This is a genomic window from Streptomyces canus (assembly GCF_030815415.1).
Classification (GTDB): Bacteria; Actinomycetota; Actinomycetes; order Streptomycetales; family Streptomycetaceae; genus Streptomyces; species Streptomyces canus_F.
On the sequence record NZ_JAUSWW010000001.1, the window covers coordinates 1,992,410 to 2,009,064 of the forward strand.

Annotated in this window: 14 protein-coding genes and 3 tRNA genes; 10 read left to right on the forward strand and 7 right to left on the reverse strand. The window is 71.4% G+C overall.

Annotated features, from left to right (window positions below; translation table 11 throughout):
* Window positions 1–128 precede the first annotated feature (128 nt).
* The 4 genes from QF037_RS09355 (at window position 129) to QF037_RS09370 (ending at window position 4,865) form a co-directional block, all read left to right on the forward strand.
* Window positions 129–1,742 carry an ABC-F family ATP-binding cassette domain-containing protein gene (locus QF037_RS09355; protein WP_307023609.1) on the forward strand — a complete coding sequence of 538 codons (1,614 nt, stop codon included), beginning with the start codon at window positions 129–131 and terminating at the stop codon, window positions 1,740–1,742.
* A 236-nt stretch (window positions 1,743–1,978) separates the two neighbouring features.
* A complete protein-coding gene (gene ddaH / locus QF037_RS09360; RefSeq protein WP_307023610.1) occupies window positions 1,979–2,755 on the forward strand; it encodes a dimethylargininase in 777 nt (258 codons plus the stop codon).
* A 214-nt stretch (window positions 2,756–2,969) separates the two neighbouring features.
* A complete protein-coding gene (locus QF037_RS09365) occupies window positions 2,970–3,944 on the forward strand; it encodes an acyl-ACP desaturase (protein ID WP_307023611.1) in 975 nt (324 codons plus the stop codon).
* An 81-nt stretch (window positions 3,945–4,025) separates the two neighbouring features.
* Window positions 4,026–4,865: a hypothetical protein gene (locus QF037_RS09370; protein ID WP_307023612.1), complete on the forward strand. Its 840-nt coding sequence runs from the start codon at window positions 4,026–4,028 to the stop codon at window positions 4,863–4,865.
* Window positions 4,866–4,882: 17 nt separating this feature from the next.
* On the opposite strand, the gene QF037_RS09375 is transcribed toward QF037_RS09370, so the two are convergent.
* A tRNA-Trp gene (locus tag QF037_RS09375) sits at window positions 4,883–4,958 on the reverse strand.
* A 91-nt stretch (window positions 4,959–5,049) separates the two neighbouring features.
* Here QF037_RS09375 and QF037_RS09380 point away from each other — a divergent pair.
* Together QF037_RS09380 and QF037_RS09385 are read left to right on the forward strand one after the other, a co-directional pair.
* Entirely contained in the window at window positions 5,050–6,456 is a 1,407-nt protein-coding gene (locus QF037_RS09380; protein WP_307023613.1) for a vWA domain-containing protein, read from the forward strand.
* Window positions 6,457–8,256 (forward strand): AAA family ATPase, encoded by a 1,800-nt coding sequence (locus QF037_RS09385; protein WP_307023614.1) that lies wholly within the window; start codon window positions 6,457–6,459, stop codon window positions 8,254–8,256. It abuts the gene before it with no gap.
* A gap of 3 nt (window positions 8,257–8,259) precedes the next feature.
* Here QF037_RS09385 and QF037_RS09390 read toward each other — a convergent pair whose 3' ends face one another.
* The 4 genes from QF037_RS09390 to QF037_RS09405 form a co-directional block, all read right to left on the reverse strand.
* Window positions 8,260–9,453, reverse strand: coding sequence for a ribonuclease inhibitor (locus QF037_RS09390; RefSeq protein ID WP_307023615.1), 1,194 nt, complete (start codon window positions 9,451–9,453; stop codon window positions 8,260–8,262).
* Complete coding sequence (locus QF037_RS09395; protein WP_307023616.1) at window positions 9,450–10,802, reverse strand: SDR family NAD(P)-dependent oxidoreductase; 1,353 nt, start codon at window positions 10,800–10,802, stop codon at window positions 9,450–9,452. Before QF037_RS09395 ends, QF037_RS09390 begins: the two co-directional genes overlap by 4 nt.
* A gap of 45 nt (window positions 10,803–10,847) precedes the next feature.
* Window positions 10,848–10,919: transfer RNA gene (locus QF037_RS09400), tRNA-Asp, on the reverse strand.
* A gap of 11 nt (window positions 10,920–10,930) precedes the next feature.
* Window positions 10,931–11,002 (reverse strand) — tRNA-Glu (locus QF037_RS09405).
* 690 nt (window positions 11,003–11,692) lie between these two features.
* On the opposite strand from QF037_RS09405, the gene QF037_RS09410 reads away from it, so the two are divergent.
* Window positions 11,693–12,223: a hypothetical protein gene (locus QF037_RS09410; RefSeq protein WP_307023617.1), complete on the forward strand. Its 531-nt coding sequence runs from the start codon at window positions 11,693–11,695 to the stop codon at window positions 12,221–12,223.
* Window positions 12,117–12,803, forward strand: a complete 687-nt coding sequence (locus QF037_RS09415) for a hypothetical protein (protein WP_307023618.1) — start codon at window positions 12,117–12,119, stop codon at window positions 12,801–12,803. The genes QF037_RS09410 and QF037_RS09415 overlap by 107 nt, the downstream gene beginning before the upstream one ends.
* Here QF037_RS09415 and QF037_RS09420 read toward each other — a convergent pair whose 3' ends face one another.
* The gene (locus QF037_RS09420) at window positions 12,804–13,049 is read right to left on the reverse strand and encodes a WhiB family transcriptional regulator (protein ID WP_199924482.1); all 246 of its coding nucleotides are present in this window, start codon (window positions 13,047–13,049) and stop codon (window positions 12,804–12,806) included.
* A 241-nt stretch (window positions 13,050–13,290) separates the two neighbouring features.
* Here QF037_RS09420 and QF037_RS09425 point away from each other — a divergent pair, with 241 nt between their 5' ends.
* Window positions 13,291–14,076: a VOC family protein gene (locus QF037_RS09425; protein WP_307023619.1), complete on the forward strand. Its 786-nt coding sequence runs from the start codon at window positions 13,291–13,293 to the stop codon at window positions 14,074–14,076.
* A 46-nt stretch (window positions 14,077–14,122) separates the two neighbouring features.
* Window positions 14,123–15,607, forward strand: coding sequence for a HEAT repeat domain-containing protein (locus QF037_RS09430; protein WP_307023620.1), 1,485 nt, complete (start codon window positions 14,123–14,125; stop codon window positions 15,605–15,607).
* Here QF037_RS09430 and QF037_RS09435 read toward each other — a convergent pair.
* Window positions 15,604–16,611, reverse strand: a complete 1,008-nt coding sequence (locus QF037_RS09435) for a LacI family DNA-binding transcriptional regulator (protein WP_307023621.1) — start codon at window positions 16,609–16,611, stop codon at window positions 15,604–15,606. The two genes, QF037_RS09430 and QF037_RS09435, sit on opposite strands and share 4 nt — an antisense overlap.
* Window positions 16,612–16,655 lie beyond the last annotated feature (44 nt).

The following is a 16,655-nucleotide window of genomic DNA, read 5'->3' on the forward strand; positions in this document are numbered from 1 at the left end:
GACCTCGGCGTTCGAGCCGTCCTCCGGTGCAGGGCTCTTCTCATGCCCGCGGATTCCGGCTCCCCCTTGGTCCCAGGTGTCTCGATACGCGTTTGCCCCCTGTCGCATCGAGCAACCGCGAGGCCCGTATGTCTACTTCCCTCACCTGCACGTCCCTCTCCTTCGCCTGGCCCGACGGCACCCCCGTCTTCGAGGACCTGGACATCGCCTTCGGCCCGGGCCGGACCGGACTGGTCGGCGTCAACGGGTCGGGCAAGTCCACCCTGTTGAAGCTGATCGCCGGTGAACTCGCCCCGGCCGACGGCGCCGTGCGCGTCGCGGGCGAGGTGGGCTACCTCCCGCAGAGCGTCACGCTCGACACCGCCCTGAAGGTCGACGAGGCGCTCGGCATCGCCGACCGGCGTGCCGCGCTGCACGCCATCGAGGCGGGCGACGTGGCGGAGGCGCACTTCGAGACCGTCGGCGACGACTGGGACGTCGAAGAACGCGCCCTGGCCACGCTCGGTGAACTCGGCCTCGACCACATCGGGTTGGACCGCACGATCGGCGAGGTGTCCGGCGGCGAGTCGGTGCTCCTGCGGCTGGCCGCGCTGCTGCTGCGCCGCCCGGACGTACTGCTCCTGGACGAGCCGACGAACAACCTGGATCTGTACGCCCGCCGACGCCTCTACGCGGCCGTCGCGTCCTGGCCCGGTGTCATGATCGTGGTCAGCCACGACCGTGAACTCCTGGACCTGGTGGACCAGATCGCCGATCTGCGCTCCGGCGAGGTCACCTGGTACGGCGGCACCTTCTCCGCCTACGAGGAGGCTCTCGCCGTCGAACAGGAGGCCGCGGAGCGGATGATGCGGGTCGCCGAGGCGGATCTGAAGAAGCAGAAGCGCGAACTGTCCGATGCCCAGATGAAGTTGGCCCGCCGCAAGCGGTACGGGCAGAAGATGTGGGACCAGAAACGCGAGCCGAAGATCGTCATGGGGGCACGCAAGCGCGCGGCTCAGGAGTCCGCGGGCAAGCACCGCATCATGCACGAGGAGAAGCTCGCCGAGGCCAGGGAACGGCTGGACGAGGCGGTGGAGGCCGTACGGGACGACGACGAGATCCGCGTCGAGCTGCCGTACACAGCCGTACCGCCGGGCCGGAACGTGCTGACCCTCATGGATCTGGAGCTGGCGTACGGGGCCCGGCGGACAGGCGGCTTCGACCTGCGCGGACCCGAGCGGATCGCGCTGATCGGGCGCAACGGCGCGGGCAAGACGACGCTGTTGCGGACCGTCGCCGGGGAGCTTGAGCCGGTGGCGGGCGAGGCGAGGGCACATGTGCCGCTGCGTTTCCTGCCCCAGCGTCTGGACGTGCTCGACGACGAGCTCAGCGTCGCCGAGAACGTGGCCCGGTTCGCGCCGGGCGCCACCAACAACCGGGTGCGGGCCCGTCTCGCCCGCTTCCTGTTCCGGGGCGCCCGCGCCGACCAGCAGGCGGCGACCCTGTCCGGCGGCGAACGCTTCCGGGCGGCGCTGGCCGCGCTGATGCTGGCCGAGCCGGCGCCGCAGCTGCTGATGCTGGACGAGCCGACGAACAACCTCGACATGGCGAGCGTGCGGCAGTTGACGACCGCGCTGGAGTCGTACGAGGGGGCGCTGATCGTGGCCAGCCACGACCTGCCGTTCCTGGAGTCGATCGGCATCACCCGCTGGCTGCTGCTGGACGGAGAACTGCGGGAAACCACGCCGGAGGCTGTCGGCTAGCCGGGGACGCGGCGCTCCGGGTGCCCCTTGTGCCGGGAGGGCACCCGGGCGCCCGGCCCGCGCCCGCGCACACGCCGCATGAGCTGCTCGCGGCGCCGGGCTCGGTTACCGCCGCGTATCTCAGGAGGGCCACAGCCTGGAACCGGGGGTTTTGTGCGCGCGGGCCCGCCCTGCATGATGGCTGACCGGTGCCGCTTTTCCGGGGTGCCGTCCATGCCGCCGTTACGGAGTTCCTCGTGCCCAGCAAGAAGGCCCTCGTCCGCCGCCCCAGCCCGCGCCTCGCCGAAGGACTGGTGACGCACATCGAGCGCGAGAAGATCGACCTCGATCTCGCGGTCGAGCAGTGGGAGGCCTACGTCGAGACCCTGCGCGCGCACGGCTGGGACACGGTCGAGGTGGATCCGGCCGACGACTGCCCGGACTCCGTGTTCGTCGAGGACACGGTCGTCATGTACAAGAACGTCGCGCTCATCACCCGGCCCGGCGCCGAGTCCCGGCGCCGGGAGACCGCGGGCGTCGAGGAGGCGGTGGCCTCGCTCGGCTGCTCGGTGAACTGGGTGTGGGAGCCCGGCACGCTCGACGGCGGCGACGTCCTGAAGGTCGGCGACACGATCTACGTCGGGCGCGGCGGCCGGACCAACGCGGCCGGCGTGCAGCAGCTGCGGGCCGCCTTCGAACCGCTCGGGGCGCGGGTCGTCGCGGTGCCGGTGAGCAAGGTGCTGCATCTGAAGTCGGCGGTCACCGCGCTCCCTGACGGAACGGTGATCGGACACATCCCGAAGGTGGACCGGCCCTCGCTCTTCCCGCGCTTCCTGTCGGTGCCCGAGGAGGCCGGCGGCCACGTCGTGCTGCTCGGTGGCCATAAGCTGCTCATCTCGGCGAGCGCGCCGAAGACGACGGAACTGCTCGCCGACCTCGGCCACGAGCCGGTCGTCGTCGACATCAGCGAGTTCGAGAAGCTGGAGGGATGTGTGACATGCCTCTCGGTCCGGATGCGGGAGCTGTACGCCTGATCGAGTGAGCGGATCACTGATCAGCCCCGGGACCTGCGGTCCTGGGGCCTTGGCGTACACCCTGGAACATGCGCTGATCAGGGATCTTTACAGCGCGCTTAACCTACGGTCTCGTAACCTACGTATTCGTAGCCTACGCTTTCGTAAGTTCCGTAGGAGCCGGCAACCGCTCGCCGGTTTGTTCAGCTTTGTCACACGTCCCCCTGGAGTCCCCGTGACGATCGCCACCCCTCACCTCGGCAGCCCTTCCGTCTGGACCGACGCCAAGCTGCTGTACGCCCTGGAGGAAGTGGTCGAGCAGGAACTCAACCGGCATCTCAAGGTCACCAAGGACTGGATGCCGCACGAGTACGTGCCATGGAGCGACGGCCGTAACTTCCCCGGCTTCTTCGAGGACGGCGAGGCCTGGGACAAGGAGCAGTCGAAGGTCACCGAGATCGGCCGCATCGCGCTCGTGGTGAACCTCCTGACCGAGGACAACCTCCCCAGCTACCACCACGAGATCGCCTCGCTCTTCGGCCGCGACGGCGCCTGGGGCACCTGGGTGCACCGCTGGACCGCCGAGGAGGGCCGCCACGGCATCGTGATGCGCGACTACCTCCTCGCCTCGCGCGCGGTGGACCCGGACAAGCTGGAAGCGTTCCGCATGTCCCACATGAGCGAGGGCTTCGAGTCGGACAACCGGCACTCGATGCTGCACTCGGTCGCCTACGTCGCCTTCCAGGAGCTGGCGACCCGCGTCTCGCACCGCAACACCGGCCACCAGTCGGGCGACCCGGTCTGCGACCGCATGCTGGCGCGCATCGCGACCGACGAGAACCTCCACATGGTCTTCTACCGCAACCTCCTGAAGGCCGCGTTCGAGCTGGCCCCCGACCTGACCATGCAGGCCGTGCGCGACGTCCTCGTCAACTTCCGCATGCCCGGCCACGGCATGCCCGGCTTCGAGCGGTTCGCGGCGCAGATGGCGATCGGCGAGGTGTACAACCTGCGCATCCACCACGACGACGTCATCCAGCCGGTCCTGCGGTTCCTGAAGGTCATGGACATCGACGGTCTCGGCCCCGAGGGACAGAAGGCACAGGACGAGATCGGCCTGTACATGGGCGCTCTCGACTCGGAGGCCTCCAAGTTCGACGAGAAGCTGGCCGCGCGCAGGGCGCGGATGGCGGCGCGCGCCGCCGGCTGACGTCACCCCGGAGCACACGAGCCGGCCCGCGCGGAGAAATTTTCCGCGCGGGCCGGCTTCCGTCTGCGGCATCATGCGGCCATGCGGCAGAACAGCACGGTGGAACAGGCGGTCGGCTCTCTGCTCGGCCTGGTCGACGGGGAGACCGCCGAGCGGGTACGGGCACGGACCGGGCTGCCCTCTCCCGAGCGGTCCAAGGCCACCGCGGAGCGGTTGCGACGGGCATGGACGTGGGCGACGCAGCTGCCGGCCTCAGTGGCGCTGTGGATTCTCGAGAACGACGATCCGGAGCTCAACGCTGTCGTGTGGAGGTACATCAGCACCGACTCCGGGCTGCGCAGGGCCATCGCGCGCGGTGTGCCGTTCGGTCCCGGCCGCACCGGCACCATTCCCGTCGACCGCACGCTCCCGGGGGCGGAGAACGAGATCCCCGAGAGCTACGTCCGCCATGGCCTCGTCGGCTCTCTGCGCGAGGTGGATTCCATGGCCGCGGGCCGCGCCGCCGCCTCCATGGTGCTGACGCGCGCCGACTGGCAGACCGTCGGCGAGGCCGACGGCGAGCGCCCACTGCCCGGTTACGCGCGCTGGGCGCTGTCCGTACGGCCGGACTGCCCTCCTTCCGTGCGGGCGGGATTCGGCTCGCACGCCAAGTTCACCCACCGGGTCCGCCAGGTGGGCGTCTACGACGGTCCCGCCGAGTACGTGATGTCCGAGGGGCCGGCCATCCGCGTCCTCGAGGTGCTCGCGATGGGGCACGTGCTGTTCCCGAACCGCGTCCGGGAGGCGGAGGACGCGCTCCGCCCGCTCGTCCGGGAGCACTTGGGCGACCGTGAGGAGGCGTGGGCGGTGCTGGCCCAGCTGGTGGAGAGCTTCCACGGGAACGTGCCCGAACTCGTGGTGACCGCCGGCGCCATCGCCTAGGCGACAGGGCCCAGGGGGGCGGGGCGGCTGGATTCGAACCAGCGTGTTCTGGTTTTGGAGACCGGTGCGCCTGCCTCTGCGCTACGACCCCGCCCTTGACGCCAGATCGTAATGCCTTGGCCCGATGTCAGTGCGCCCTGGTACCAATGAGGCACGGGGGCAGGCCAGTACGGGGGGGCACGGGATGGCGTACGGAGAGCGGGGGCGGCGTCCCCCGGTGGTCGACCTCGCCGACCGCAGGGCACTGGAGTCGTACCGCCCGGCGGAGGCGGGGGTGGTGGAGGAGGCGCGGCGGCTCAAGGAGGCCGCGCTGCTGGACTTCGGGCTCACGCAGTCCGCGGTGGCGTCGTGGCTGTACGCCAAGTGCCACCACCAGATCCCGACGACCGCGATCGACACGGCGGCCGTGGTGGCGTCCGGCGACGGCACCTGTCTGCTGCTGTTCAACCCGGACTTCTTCGTCGGACTCGGCCTGGACGGCGTGAAGTTCGTCCTGTTCCACGAGGCCCGCCACCTCGTGCACCGCCATCTGCTCGCCGATCCCGAGCTGCACGACGACCCGGTCTTCGAGCTGGCCGCCGAGGTGTCCATCAACCATGTGGCACTGATCCGGCTCGACAGGCGCGAACTGCCGCTGCTGGACGGCCGGCCGACGGGCATCGACCCGCGCGAGGTGTACGACCGCTACCGCGCGGACCTCACGGCCCACGGACTGGAGCCGGTGTCGTACGAGACGTTCACCGAGACGGACCTGCGGGTCTACGGCGAGCTGAAGCGGATGCACCGCCCGCCGGTCCCGGAGCGCCGGCTGTGCGTGCGTCTGGCGGAGGGCGCCCCGGTCCCGGCCGACCAGGAGACCGTCGACGCGGTGACCTCCTCCGCGCTGCTCAACTCCCTGCTGGCGGCCCGGCGCGGGCACGCGGGCGCGGAGCGGGAACTGCTCGACCTCATGGACCGCACCCAGGACGGCAACGCCCGGGCGGCCCGGATCTGGGGAAACCTGGGCGCGGGCATGCTGCGCGGCGAGACCACGCGCACGCGTACGGTCGACTGGTGGCAGCGCTGGCTGGTCGACGTCCTCGGCTCCAAACTGCGTGATGGTGAGCGGCTGGTGTACCCGAAGAAGCGGGGCGCCCTGCTCGCGGCCCTCGGCCAGGATCCGATGCTGGCGCGGCGCGGCCCGGTGCGGGACAAGGTACTGGTCGTCGCGTACGACACCTCGGGCTCGATGCCGCACCATGTGATCACCTGGCTCACCGAACTCGTGGGCAGGATCGACGGCGTTCAGGCGCACTGGCTGTCCTTCGACGCCGTGGTGATGCCCTTCGTGCCGGGCGAGCGCGTCTACGGCGGTGGCGGCACCAGCTTCCAGGCCGTCGCGGACTACGTGGAGGGCCGTACGGAGGTGAACGGGCGGCGTTTCGAGGAGACCCCCGACGCTGTCGTGGTGCTCACCGACGGATACGCGCCGGCGATCACGCCCGCCGAGCCGGACAAGTGGATCTGGCTGATCACGGAGGGCGGCGACGAATGGCCCGAGAGTCACACACCCGCGATGGACTGCCATCGCGTCATCACGGGATCGCGGTAAATGACCACGGAAACAAGGCAATCGACCACTGTCTCGCGGCTCGAGTCCTTCATCGACGCGATGATCGACATGGGCCAGACGGGCCAGATCTTCGGCGAGCACGGCATCGGGAAGACGGCGACGTTCTTCTCGCACCTCGCCCGCGCCCACCCGGACACCGCCCTCGTGTACGTGCCGGCGGCGAACCTGACGCCGGACGACCTGCTCGTCAACGCGCCGGTGCGCGATCCGCACACCGGTGAACTGGTGCTGCGCCAGCTGGTGATGAGCCAGCTGAAGCCCGGCACACCGTTCGTGCTGCTCATCGACGACTCGTTGCAGGCGGGCGACACCATCCAGTCGCAGCTGATGCAGATCGCGTGCAACTGGACACTGGGCGAGCACGATCTGCGGGCCCTGGGCTGCGTCGGGGTGTTCCTGACGGACAACGAGTCGCTCGCGGAGACCTCGTCCCGGCGCGGGGACCTCGCTCTCCTGGACCGCATGGTCACGATGCGGATCACGGCCAACGACACGTCCTGGCGCAAGCATCTGGCGGCCAAGTACCGCCCGTGGGACCTGCGTCCGGTGTTCTCGCTGTGGGCGTCCCTCTCCCCCGCCCTGCGCGAGCGGCTCTCCCCGCGCACCCTCGACCATGTCCTGGCCAACGCGAGGGAAGGCTTCCCGCTGCGCTGGGGCCTGCCCCTGGTCGACGGCGAGCGGCTGCGGCTGGCGGAGCCCGGCCCGGACGGCAAGCCCGGCCAGAACCGTACGCACGAGATCCTGGACCGGATCGCCGAGGCGGTGGGCGTGGCCAACCCCTCGACGATTCCCGACCCGGTACGACAGGTGGTGCGCGCCGCGCTGCGCAACCGATGGACGGTGCTGCTCCAGGGTCCTCCCGGGTGCGGCAAGACGGAGCTGGTGCGGGAGACGGTGCGCGAGGGGCTCGGCCGGGACGCGCTGTACTTCTCGCTGCCGGTGACCAACGTCGAGGACCTGTGCGCGCCGATCCCGTCGGCGGACGGCACGCTGGACAACCTGCTCGCCGCGCACTTCACGGGTCCGGAGCCGAAGGTGATCGTGTGGGACGAGTACAACCGGCCCAAGGACAAGGCCGCGTTCGCCAAGCTCATGGAGATCACCCAGGAGTGGTCGCTGGCCGGGCGGCGGATCGAGAACCTGCGCGCCCAGATAGCCGTCCAGAACCCGCCGTACCACCTCGGCCGCAAGCTGCTGGTGTCCCGGAACAACATCGCCCAGGCGACGCGCTTCACCGCCTCGCTGACCGTCGAACCGCAGGACATCCCGGCCAACGAGTGGCTGCTCGCCCACTACGGCTCCGACGCGGAGACGGTCCTGGAGTGGTGGAAGCACGACATCGACGACGACGGCCGGGCCTGGATCACCAAGCGCACGCTGGAGCGGCTCATCAAGCTGCACCGGCGCGGGCTGCCGCTGGAGATGGGCACGGTGTATCTGGGCGACGGCGAGTACGCGCCGGTTCCGCTCACGGCCCTCATGGACCGCTTGAGGGGCCGCCAGGTCACGGGCCTGCGCGAGCTCGCCCGTGACGCCGACGCGTGGGAGGCCCGGCTGCGTCGCGCCGCCGCGCACTCCGACGAGGGCGGCGACGACAGCGACGTCGTTCACCAGATCCTCGCCAACGCGGAGCTGTCCCAGCTGAAGAAGCACCGCGCGGTGGTGGCACGTCTGGTCGCGCTGCTGCCGGCGAAGCTGCGGGCGACCTATCTCGTGGGGGCGTCGGAGCGGCAGCAGCGGTTCTGGACGGAGGTGTTCGTGGGGATGCGGAAGCGGTGAGTCTCAGGCGTCGGGCGGGGCTGTCCTGTGCACGCTCCGTACGGCGGCCACGTCGGAGGGGACCGCCGGCCGCGGAAGGTGGGCGCTGAGCGCCTCCAGGCGGCGTTTGACGCTGGCGGCGATGCCGTGGCCCAGGACGAAGCGCGTGGCCGTGACGGCGCGGGGCGCGGTGTCGAGGAGGCGGTGGGCCTCGCGGCTGCGCATGCCGGTGTGGGTCAGGACCAGGTGGGTCAGCCGGTGCTCGGCGGCGGCCAGGGTCTCGGCCATCGTCTCGGCGGCCGTCAGGTCGATGTGGTTGTCGGCGGCGCCCAGGACCGCCGCCGCGCGCACCCGGCCGAGGTCCAGCAGGCTGCCCCCGGCCGTGGTGGCCGCCGTCACCAGCCGGGCGGCGGCCCGCGGTCCGATGCCGTTGCTGGCGACGGCGAGACGGGTGAGCCGTCCGTGCGGCGCCCGCTCCAGGGCGTCGGCCAGACGGAACGCTCCCGCGTCCCCCAACCGGGCGGCGGACACATACAGTTCGTCGATCGCGCCCGCCGCCACGACCGCGCCGAGCGCTTCCGCTCCCGCCTCCCCCAGCGGGTTGCCGCCGACGAAGAGCCGCTCGATACGGCGCCCGTTGCCGGCGGCCGCCAGCAGCGCGTCGGCGAGGACGACGGCACCGGCCGCGTCGAGTCCGGTCTGCACGAGGTCGATGGTGCGCAACGACCGTGCGGACTCGATGAGTTGGGCCGCCGCCCGCCCTCCCCCGGCGCCCAGCGGATTGCGTTTGAGCCACACCCCGGTCACGACCTGCGGAGAGGCCCGCAACTGGTCGGCGATCCGGCAGGCGCCGCCCGCGGTGATCCCGTTGCAGCCGAGGTAGAGCGTCTCGACGTCCTCGCTCGCCCCGGCCACGACGGCCGCCCCGGCGTCACCCAGCCCGTCGGTGCCGAGCAGCAGATGCCGTACCGGAGAGGGCCCCTGGGCCAGCGCCTCGGCGACCAGGGCCGCGCCCTCCGCGCCCAGCTCCTGCTTGCACAGGTCGAGGCGGCCGTCGGGCAGCGCCGTACCCGCCGGGAAGTCCAGCCGTTCCCCGGCCGGGCGCCCTGCGCGCAACCAGTCCAGCAGCGGAGCGAGTTCGGCGAGCGGACGCGGTACGACGGACGGCACACCGGCGAACCCGTCCGCCGCCGGCCGTTTCCCCTCGTCCGATGTCACCACTGCGCCTCCCGATAGTCCTTGAGGAACACCCCCGAGACCGGATCCCCGGCCTCACCCCGCACGATCGGGTCGTACACCCGGGCCGCCCCGTCCACCACGTCCAGCGGTGTCCGGAACCCGGCCTCCGCCATGCGTGCCTTCTTCGGCGCCGGGTTCTCGTCGGTGATCCAGCCGGTGTCGACGGCGCACATGTGGACGCCCTGCTCGGCGAGTTCGGCGGCGCTGGTGCGGGTGAGCATGTTGAGGGCGGCCTTGGCCATGTTGGTGTGGGGATGACCGGCCATCTTGTTGCGGACGGCGAAACGGCCCTCCACCGCGGTCACGTTGACCACGTAGCGGCGCGGCCGCGGCGCGGCGAGCAGCAGGGGCAGCAGCCGGTCGCACAGCAGGGCCGGGGCGAGGGCGTTGACGAGCTGGGTCTCCAGCACCTCGGCCGGGTCGAGGGCGCCGAGCCGCGCCGACCAGGAGTTCTCCGGGGACGGATCGGGCAGCAGTCCGGCCTCGTCGGCCTCGCGCAGGGCCGCCGGCAGGGACGCGGCGCCGCTCTCCAGCATCCGCATCGGCGTGAAGCCGGGCGCCTTGCGCGCTCCCTCGGGCAGCGCGTCGTACTCCCCGGAGGCGAGCAGCGCGTACGACTCGGGCGGCCGCCGTACGGTCTGCGCGGCGTTGTTGACGAGGATGTCGAGCGGCTCGCCCTCCTGCCGCAACTCCTCGCACAGGCCGAGCACTTGGCGCGGGTCGCGCAGGTCGACGGCGAGCACGCTCAGCCGGTCGAGCCACTTCCCGCTGCCCGGCTCGGCGCGGAAGCGGCGCACAGTGTCGTGCGGGAAGCGCGAGGTGACCAGGACCTCCGCGCCGTCGCGCAGCATCATCAGCGCCAGCTGGAAGCCGATCTTCACCCGGCCGCCGGTGAGCAGCACGCGGCGCCCGTCGAGGTCGGTGCTCAGCGCCCGCCGGGCCGAGTTGTCGGCGGCGCAGGCGGGGCAGAGGCGGTGGTAGAAGGCATCGACGTGTTGATAGGGCGACTTGCAGACATAGCAGGTGCGCGGCTTGCGGAAGACACCTGGATCGCCGGACCCGGCCAGGGGGGCGTCCTCGCGGCGGCTCAGCGCGCCGGTCGCGGTCGCGGCCATGGCCCGCGCGTCGGCGGCGGAGGCTTCGGCGCCCCGTGTCTTGCGCCGCCGCAGCCGTCCGTCGCGGGCGAAGGAGGCGGCGACCTGCTCGGCGCGCAACCGCACCGGGTCGTCGACGGGCAGGGCCCGCAGCTTGCCCACGACCTGGTGGAAGGCGGCCAGTTCCGCCTCGGTGACCGCCTCGTGCCCCGAAACGGACAGTCCCGCCTCCATGATCGCCTCGCCCCTGTCCCGTCCCCGACCGTCACCGCCGTACCGCGGTCCCGACCGGATTCGAACCGGCGTATCCGCCCTGACAAGGCGGCGAGTCTGCCTCTGCTCTACGGGACCCCGCGCACGCATCCGGACGACCGGATTCGAACCGGCGTAACCGCCTTGAGAGGGCGGCGCGTCTGCCTCTGCGCTACGCCCGGACCGCGCCCCCGGATCCTAACCGCACCCCGAACGGCCGGTCGCACCGATTTACGGGAGGCCCCGTCGGTGCAACGGTGCCCGAAGGGGGTGACACACCATGGCCCAGACCCATGAGTGGATGTTCTACGAGGTCATGTGGCGCGCCTGGGCGGGTCGGGAACAGGTCCCGTACCCCGTGCCCTGGTGGGCGCAGCAGGCCTTCCGACGCTGGAGCGACGACTTCGACTCCGGCACCTACGAGTCCAAGGAGGCGGCCTTCGCCTCCAACGCCCTGTACCGGTACTGGCACATGGTCGGCGTCAAGGACCACCGTCAGGAGTCCCTGATCGGCCAGGCGGGCGAGATCGAGCCCGTCTACGACAAGTACAGTCTCTCGTTCTTCCTGCACGATCCGGCCACGGGCGCCGTGCGGCTGCCCCAACTCCCGGACGGCGGACGGGTGGAGCAGCGGCTGGAGGCACCGCATCTGCCGGTCGTGCTGACGACGTTCCGCACCGCGGACGACGTCGAGTTCGTGCAGCGCACCTTCGCCGGCACCGTCGGCGCGAGCCAGCGGGACCTGGTCGTCACCCGGGTGACCGTGGGCAGTCCGACGGGACAGCAACGGCCAAGCCCTGTGGGCCATCGGCCGGTTCGACCGCACGAGCGGCCGACAGGCGGCGTTCGGGACCAAGTTGTACGTCCCGTATGTGCGCGACGCGGCCCGCTGGCTGCGGGACAACCGCGACCGGTACGGCCTGTTGCACAGCGGCTGGAGCGCCGAGCATCTCGGCGAGCGCGACAAGCCGCACTACTGGGACGACTTCTGGGGCCTGGCCGGGCTCTACGAGGCCGCACGGCTCGCCGAGCGCATCGGCGCGCCGGAAGCCGGTGAACTGTGGGGCGCCTTCGACGACTTGAAGCGCGCCACCGCCGAGTCGATCCGCTGGGTACTGGGCGAGCAGCAGCGACGCGGCGCCTGGGAGACGTACATCCCGACCGGCCCCGGAGACGTCGGACGGCGCGACTCGACGATGATCGGCACGGCCGCCTACTTCCACCCGCTGCGTCTGCACATGGGCAGCAAGCTGGGCGACGACATCGACCGGGGCGGCGCGCTTCACGCTCGACACCATGTACGCGCACTTCGTCACCGGCGGCTTCCGGCACGACGCCGCCTGGAACGCGTACGGGCCCTATCTGACCATGCAGTTGGCGCACGCCTGCCTGCTCGCCGGTGATCCGGGGCGGATGGACGAGCTGCTCGGCTGGACGATGGACGCGGGCTTCCCGAGCGTGGCCGGGCGCGCGGCGGCGCTGGGCGCCTGGAACGAGCAGCACGCGTACCCGGTGGCCTCCGACTTCGCCGAAGCCCCGTTCAGCCGCTGGTACATGGGCGACATCCCGCACGGCTGGGCGGCCGCCGAGTATCTGCTGCTGATCCGCGACATCCTCTTCTTCGAGGCCGACGAGGACCACGACCCGCACCTGTACATCGCTCCCGGCGTGCGGCCGCACTGGGTGCCGGGCGGCGAGCGAAGCGAGATGGGGGTCCCCCCGGCCGAAGGCTGGGGGAGGGTCACCGTGGACGCGGCGCCCACGCTCTTCGGCTCGCTGTTCGGCTACCGGCTCGCCCACGATCCGGCCGCGCGGACGGTGACCGTGAACATCACTCAGGCGCCGGACGGGGTGCGGTTCGTCTATCCCTGCCAGTTCGGCGAGGTGCTCTCGGCCGAGGCGAACGGGCAGGAGCTCGCCGTGACCGGCCAGGACGTGCGGGTGCCGGCGGGGACGTGGCGGTTCAGTGTGACGTACGCCTGATCAGTGAGATGTACGCCTGATCTCCAGGCGTTCCTTCTCCGACAGGCCGCCCCAGACACCGAAGCGTTCGTCGTTGTCGAGGGCGTACTCCAGACAGGCGGAGCGGATCGGGCACAGGCCGCAGATCCGCTTCGCCTCCCGTACGGAGCTGCCCGGCTCGGGGAAGAAGAAGTCTCCACCGGTCTGCGCGCACAACGCCTCGTCCTGCCAGTCCAGGCCGGGCGGGGTGATCGTTTCGATGAGCATGGTGAGGATCGTGCCGGGCGGCGAAAAACGTTCGATCAACGCGGGATCAACGCCGCGTGCGCAGGCCCCCGGCCGCCTCGATGGTCCTCCGCCGCGCGGCGTGGCGCACGGCGGCGCGCGGAATCGCGGGAAAACTGGGAGAGGCCGGCCGGACACGGATGGTCACTGCCCGGGGCGATTGTCAGTGGGCGGTGCAAGACTCGGCAGTGCAGTGGACGGGACCCTTCAAAGGAGGGCAACGATGCTCACCACCCGTTATGTCACCGGCGCCCCGAACTGGCTCGATCTCGGCACCCCCGACATCGACGGCGCCGCTTCCTTCTACGGCGCGCTGTTCGGCTGGCGGTTCCAGCCGGGGCCGCCCGAGGCCGGCGGATACGGCTTCTTCCAGCTCGACGGGAGGACGGCCGCGGCCGGCATGCAGAACCCGCCGGAGCAGGGCCCGCCCTCCTGGACGGTGTACTTCCAGACACCGGACGCGGACGCCACGGCGAAGGCCGCCGAGCAGGCGCACGGCGCGGTGCTGATGCAGCCGATGGACGTCATGGACCAGGGCCGCATGGCGATCCTCGCCGACAAGGCGGGCGTCTCCTTCGGTATCTGGCAGCCCGCCCGGAACAAGGGCCTCGACGTCGTGCAGGAACCCGGTTCGCTGTGCTGGCTGGAGCTGTACACCCCTGACCAGCCCGCGGCCGCGTTCTTCTACAACGCCGCCCTCGGTCTGGAGACCTACGGCGTCGACTTCCCCGGCGGCACGTACACCACCGTCAACCCCGCCGGCGCGTCCGAGGACGCCATGTTCGGCGGCATCGTGCCCCTGGCCGAGGCCCCCGGGGAGACGGATGCGTACTGGCTGCCGTACTTCGAGGTCACGGACCCGGACGCGGTGGTGTCCACGACGCAGGAGCTCGGCGGCACGGTCCGTATGCCGGCCACCGACGTGGCGGGTGTCGGCCGCGTGGCCAAGCTGGCCGATCCGTACGGGGCGCGGTTCGCGGTGATCAAGAGCGACCCTGGGCAGGGCTGACGAGGCCGCGAGGAGGCCGGTCGGTGCGCGCCCGTAGCCTGTCGGGATGTTCAGGACGTTCACCGAGCGCCGGGCTCGGAAAGACCAGGAGCGGCAGCGCGAGCTGTCCGTACGGCTGAGGTCGCCCGAGCCGGAGGTACGGGCGACCTCAGCCGGCGAGATCGCCCAGGAGCGGGACACGGCCTGGGCGATACGGGAGCTGGCTCAGGCGATGGCCCGGGAGCCGTCTCCGGCCTGGTTCGACGGCATCGCCGGGCCGTTCTGCGATGCCGTGTGCCGGGATCGGGCCGTACGGGAACGCGTGGAGCGGATGTTCGCCGCGCATGGCGATGCGCCGGCCGACCTGGTGCGTGCCTGGACCGCCTTCCTGTCGGAGTTCGGGGCGGGTGCCGCGCTGGACACCGTCGACGACGAGTTGGCCGCCGAAGTGGGTGCTCGGCTGCGGCGCGTGGGTGAGCAGGGCGGGAAGTTCCGTGAACTGTCCGGGACGGACCCGGAGTCCCTCGACTACGTGGTCACGTTCGGCGTGACCGTCGAACTGCTTCATGACGCCGTACGCCGCTACGCTCCTCTCCCCGCGGACGACATCGACCGTGCGCGGCGCGCTGCCCGGGAGACGCTGGAGCGGGCCCTCGCGCACCCGGCGGGGAGCGACGACCGCTACGGGCTGCTGGTTGCCCTCTGTGAACGGCAGGACGACGAGACCTGGGCGGACCGGCAGTTGGACGCCCTGCGCATCAGGGAGGCACTCGACCTGTGCGGGAGCGCCGCACCGGACCGCGTCGCGCTGGGCGTGGAGACCCTCGCCATCACGCTCCACATCAACGACGTGTGCCTGCACGACGCCGTCCGCGAGACGCTCGACCGTCTCTGCGTGCCGGACCAGGACCCGTTCACCTTCAGCGAGGTCCTGAGCTGCTATCCCGCGCTCCACGCCGACCGACGCATGGACGACCCGCCGGTCGAGCTGTTCCTCGCGGCACTCGGTCACCCCGACCCGCTGGTACGGGCGCACGCCGCCGGCGGGCTGGACACCATCGCGCCCGGACTGCCCGAGGAGTCACGGGCCGTCGCCGCACTGATCGAGGCGATGGAGCACGACCCCGATATCGAGGTCGTGCGCTCGGCGGCGTACGCCCTCGCCACGATTCGCTGTACCGAGGAGGCCGACTCCCGTGCCGCCTCCGCGGCACTCGCGGGCCAGGCCGGATCGGCCGACCCGGGTCTGCGCGTGGCGAGCGTGGACGGAGCACTCCACCGCGACGAGCCGGGAGCGTACGACCGGCTGACGGCCGAGCTCCAACGGCCCGATGTCGAGGCCCGGTTCATCAGCTCCGTCGGCTTCTTCCTGGATCTCGGAAAGCAGCCCTCGAAGGATGTGACCGCGCAATGGACTCATCTGCTGGAGCGACTGCGCCAGGGCGGCTGGACCGACCGGCCGAACGAGCACGAGGACGGCGACGACGCGGAGCCCGGCTTCCGGGCGGCGCTCCTGAAGCTGACGCTGGACAAGCTGCGCGCGTACGCCTAGGCGGAGGCCCGCCGCACCAGCGTCGTCCGCAGCACGACGCTGGACGCGGCGCCGGCCGTCCCCAGCAACAGCCGGGCCATCAACCGCCCCATCTCCTCGATGTCCTGACGGATCGTCGTGAGCGGCGGATCGGTCTGTTCCGTCACCGGCAGCATGTCGTCGAACCCGATCACGGCCACGTCGTCAGGCACGCGCCGTCCCCGTTCGCGCAGTACCCGCAGCGCCCCGGACGCCATGAGGTCGTTCGCGGCGAACACGGCATCGACGTCCGGGCAGCGCTCGAGCAGCTCCCGCATCGCCCGTTCCCCGCCCCCGGGAGTGAAGTCCCCCTCGACCACCAGCTGCGGACCGGCGTCCCCCATGATGTCCCGGAACCCCTCCAGCCGGTCCACCGCCGACGTCTGGTCCAGGGCACCGGTGATGTGCGCGACGCGCGTGCGGCCGAGGTTCACGAGATGGCGTACGGCGTCCCGCGCCCCACCCCGGTTGTCGCTGTCGACGAACACCACGTCACGGCTGCCGTCGCTCCACCCGGGCCGCCCGCCGAACACCGTCGGGACACCGGCCCGCTGGATCAGTCCGGGCAGCGGATCGTCGAGGTGCAGGGAGAAGACGAGCGCCCCGTCGACATGGCCGCCGGCGAGGTAGCGGCCGACCCGGGCGTGGTCGTCGCGCCCCTCGGTCAGCAGCAGGACCAGCTGGTTGTCGTGGGCCGTCAACTCCTTGCTGATTCCCCTGAGTTGCAGCGCGAAGAAGGGGTCGGCGAAGACCCGGGTCTCCGGTTCGGCGACGACGACGGCGATCGCGTCGTGCCGGCGCGTCACCAGGCTGCGGGCGGCCTGGTTGGGCACGTATCCCAGCTCCTCCACCGCCCGCCGGACCCGCTCGACGAGCGGCTCCCGCACCCCGTCCCCACCGTTCACCACCCGGGACACGGTGGCCCGCGAGACCCCGGCCCGCTCGGCCACGGCCTCCAGCGTGGGACGCGGCGCTGTCTCGGTCACTTCGGGGCCCTCCTCGCGGTTGCGGATCAGGATAGCCCTGGCCG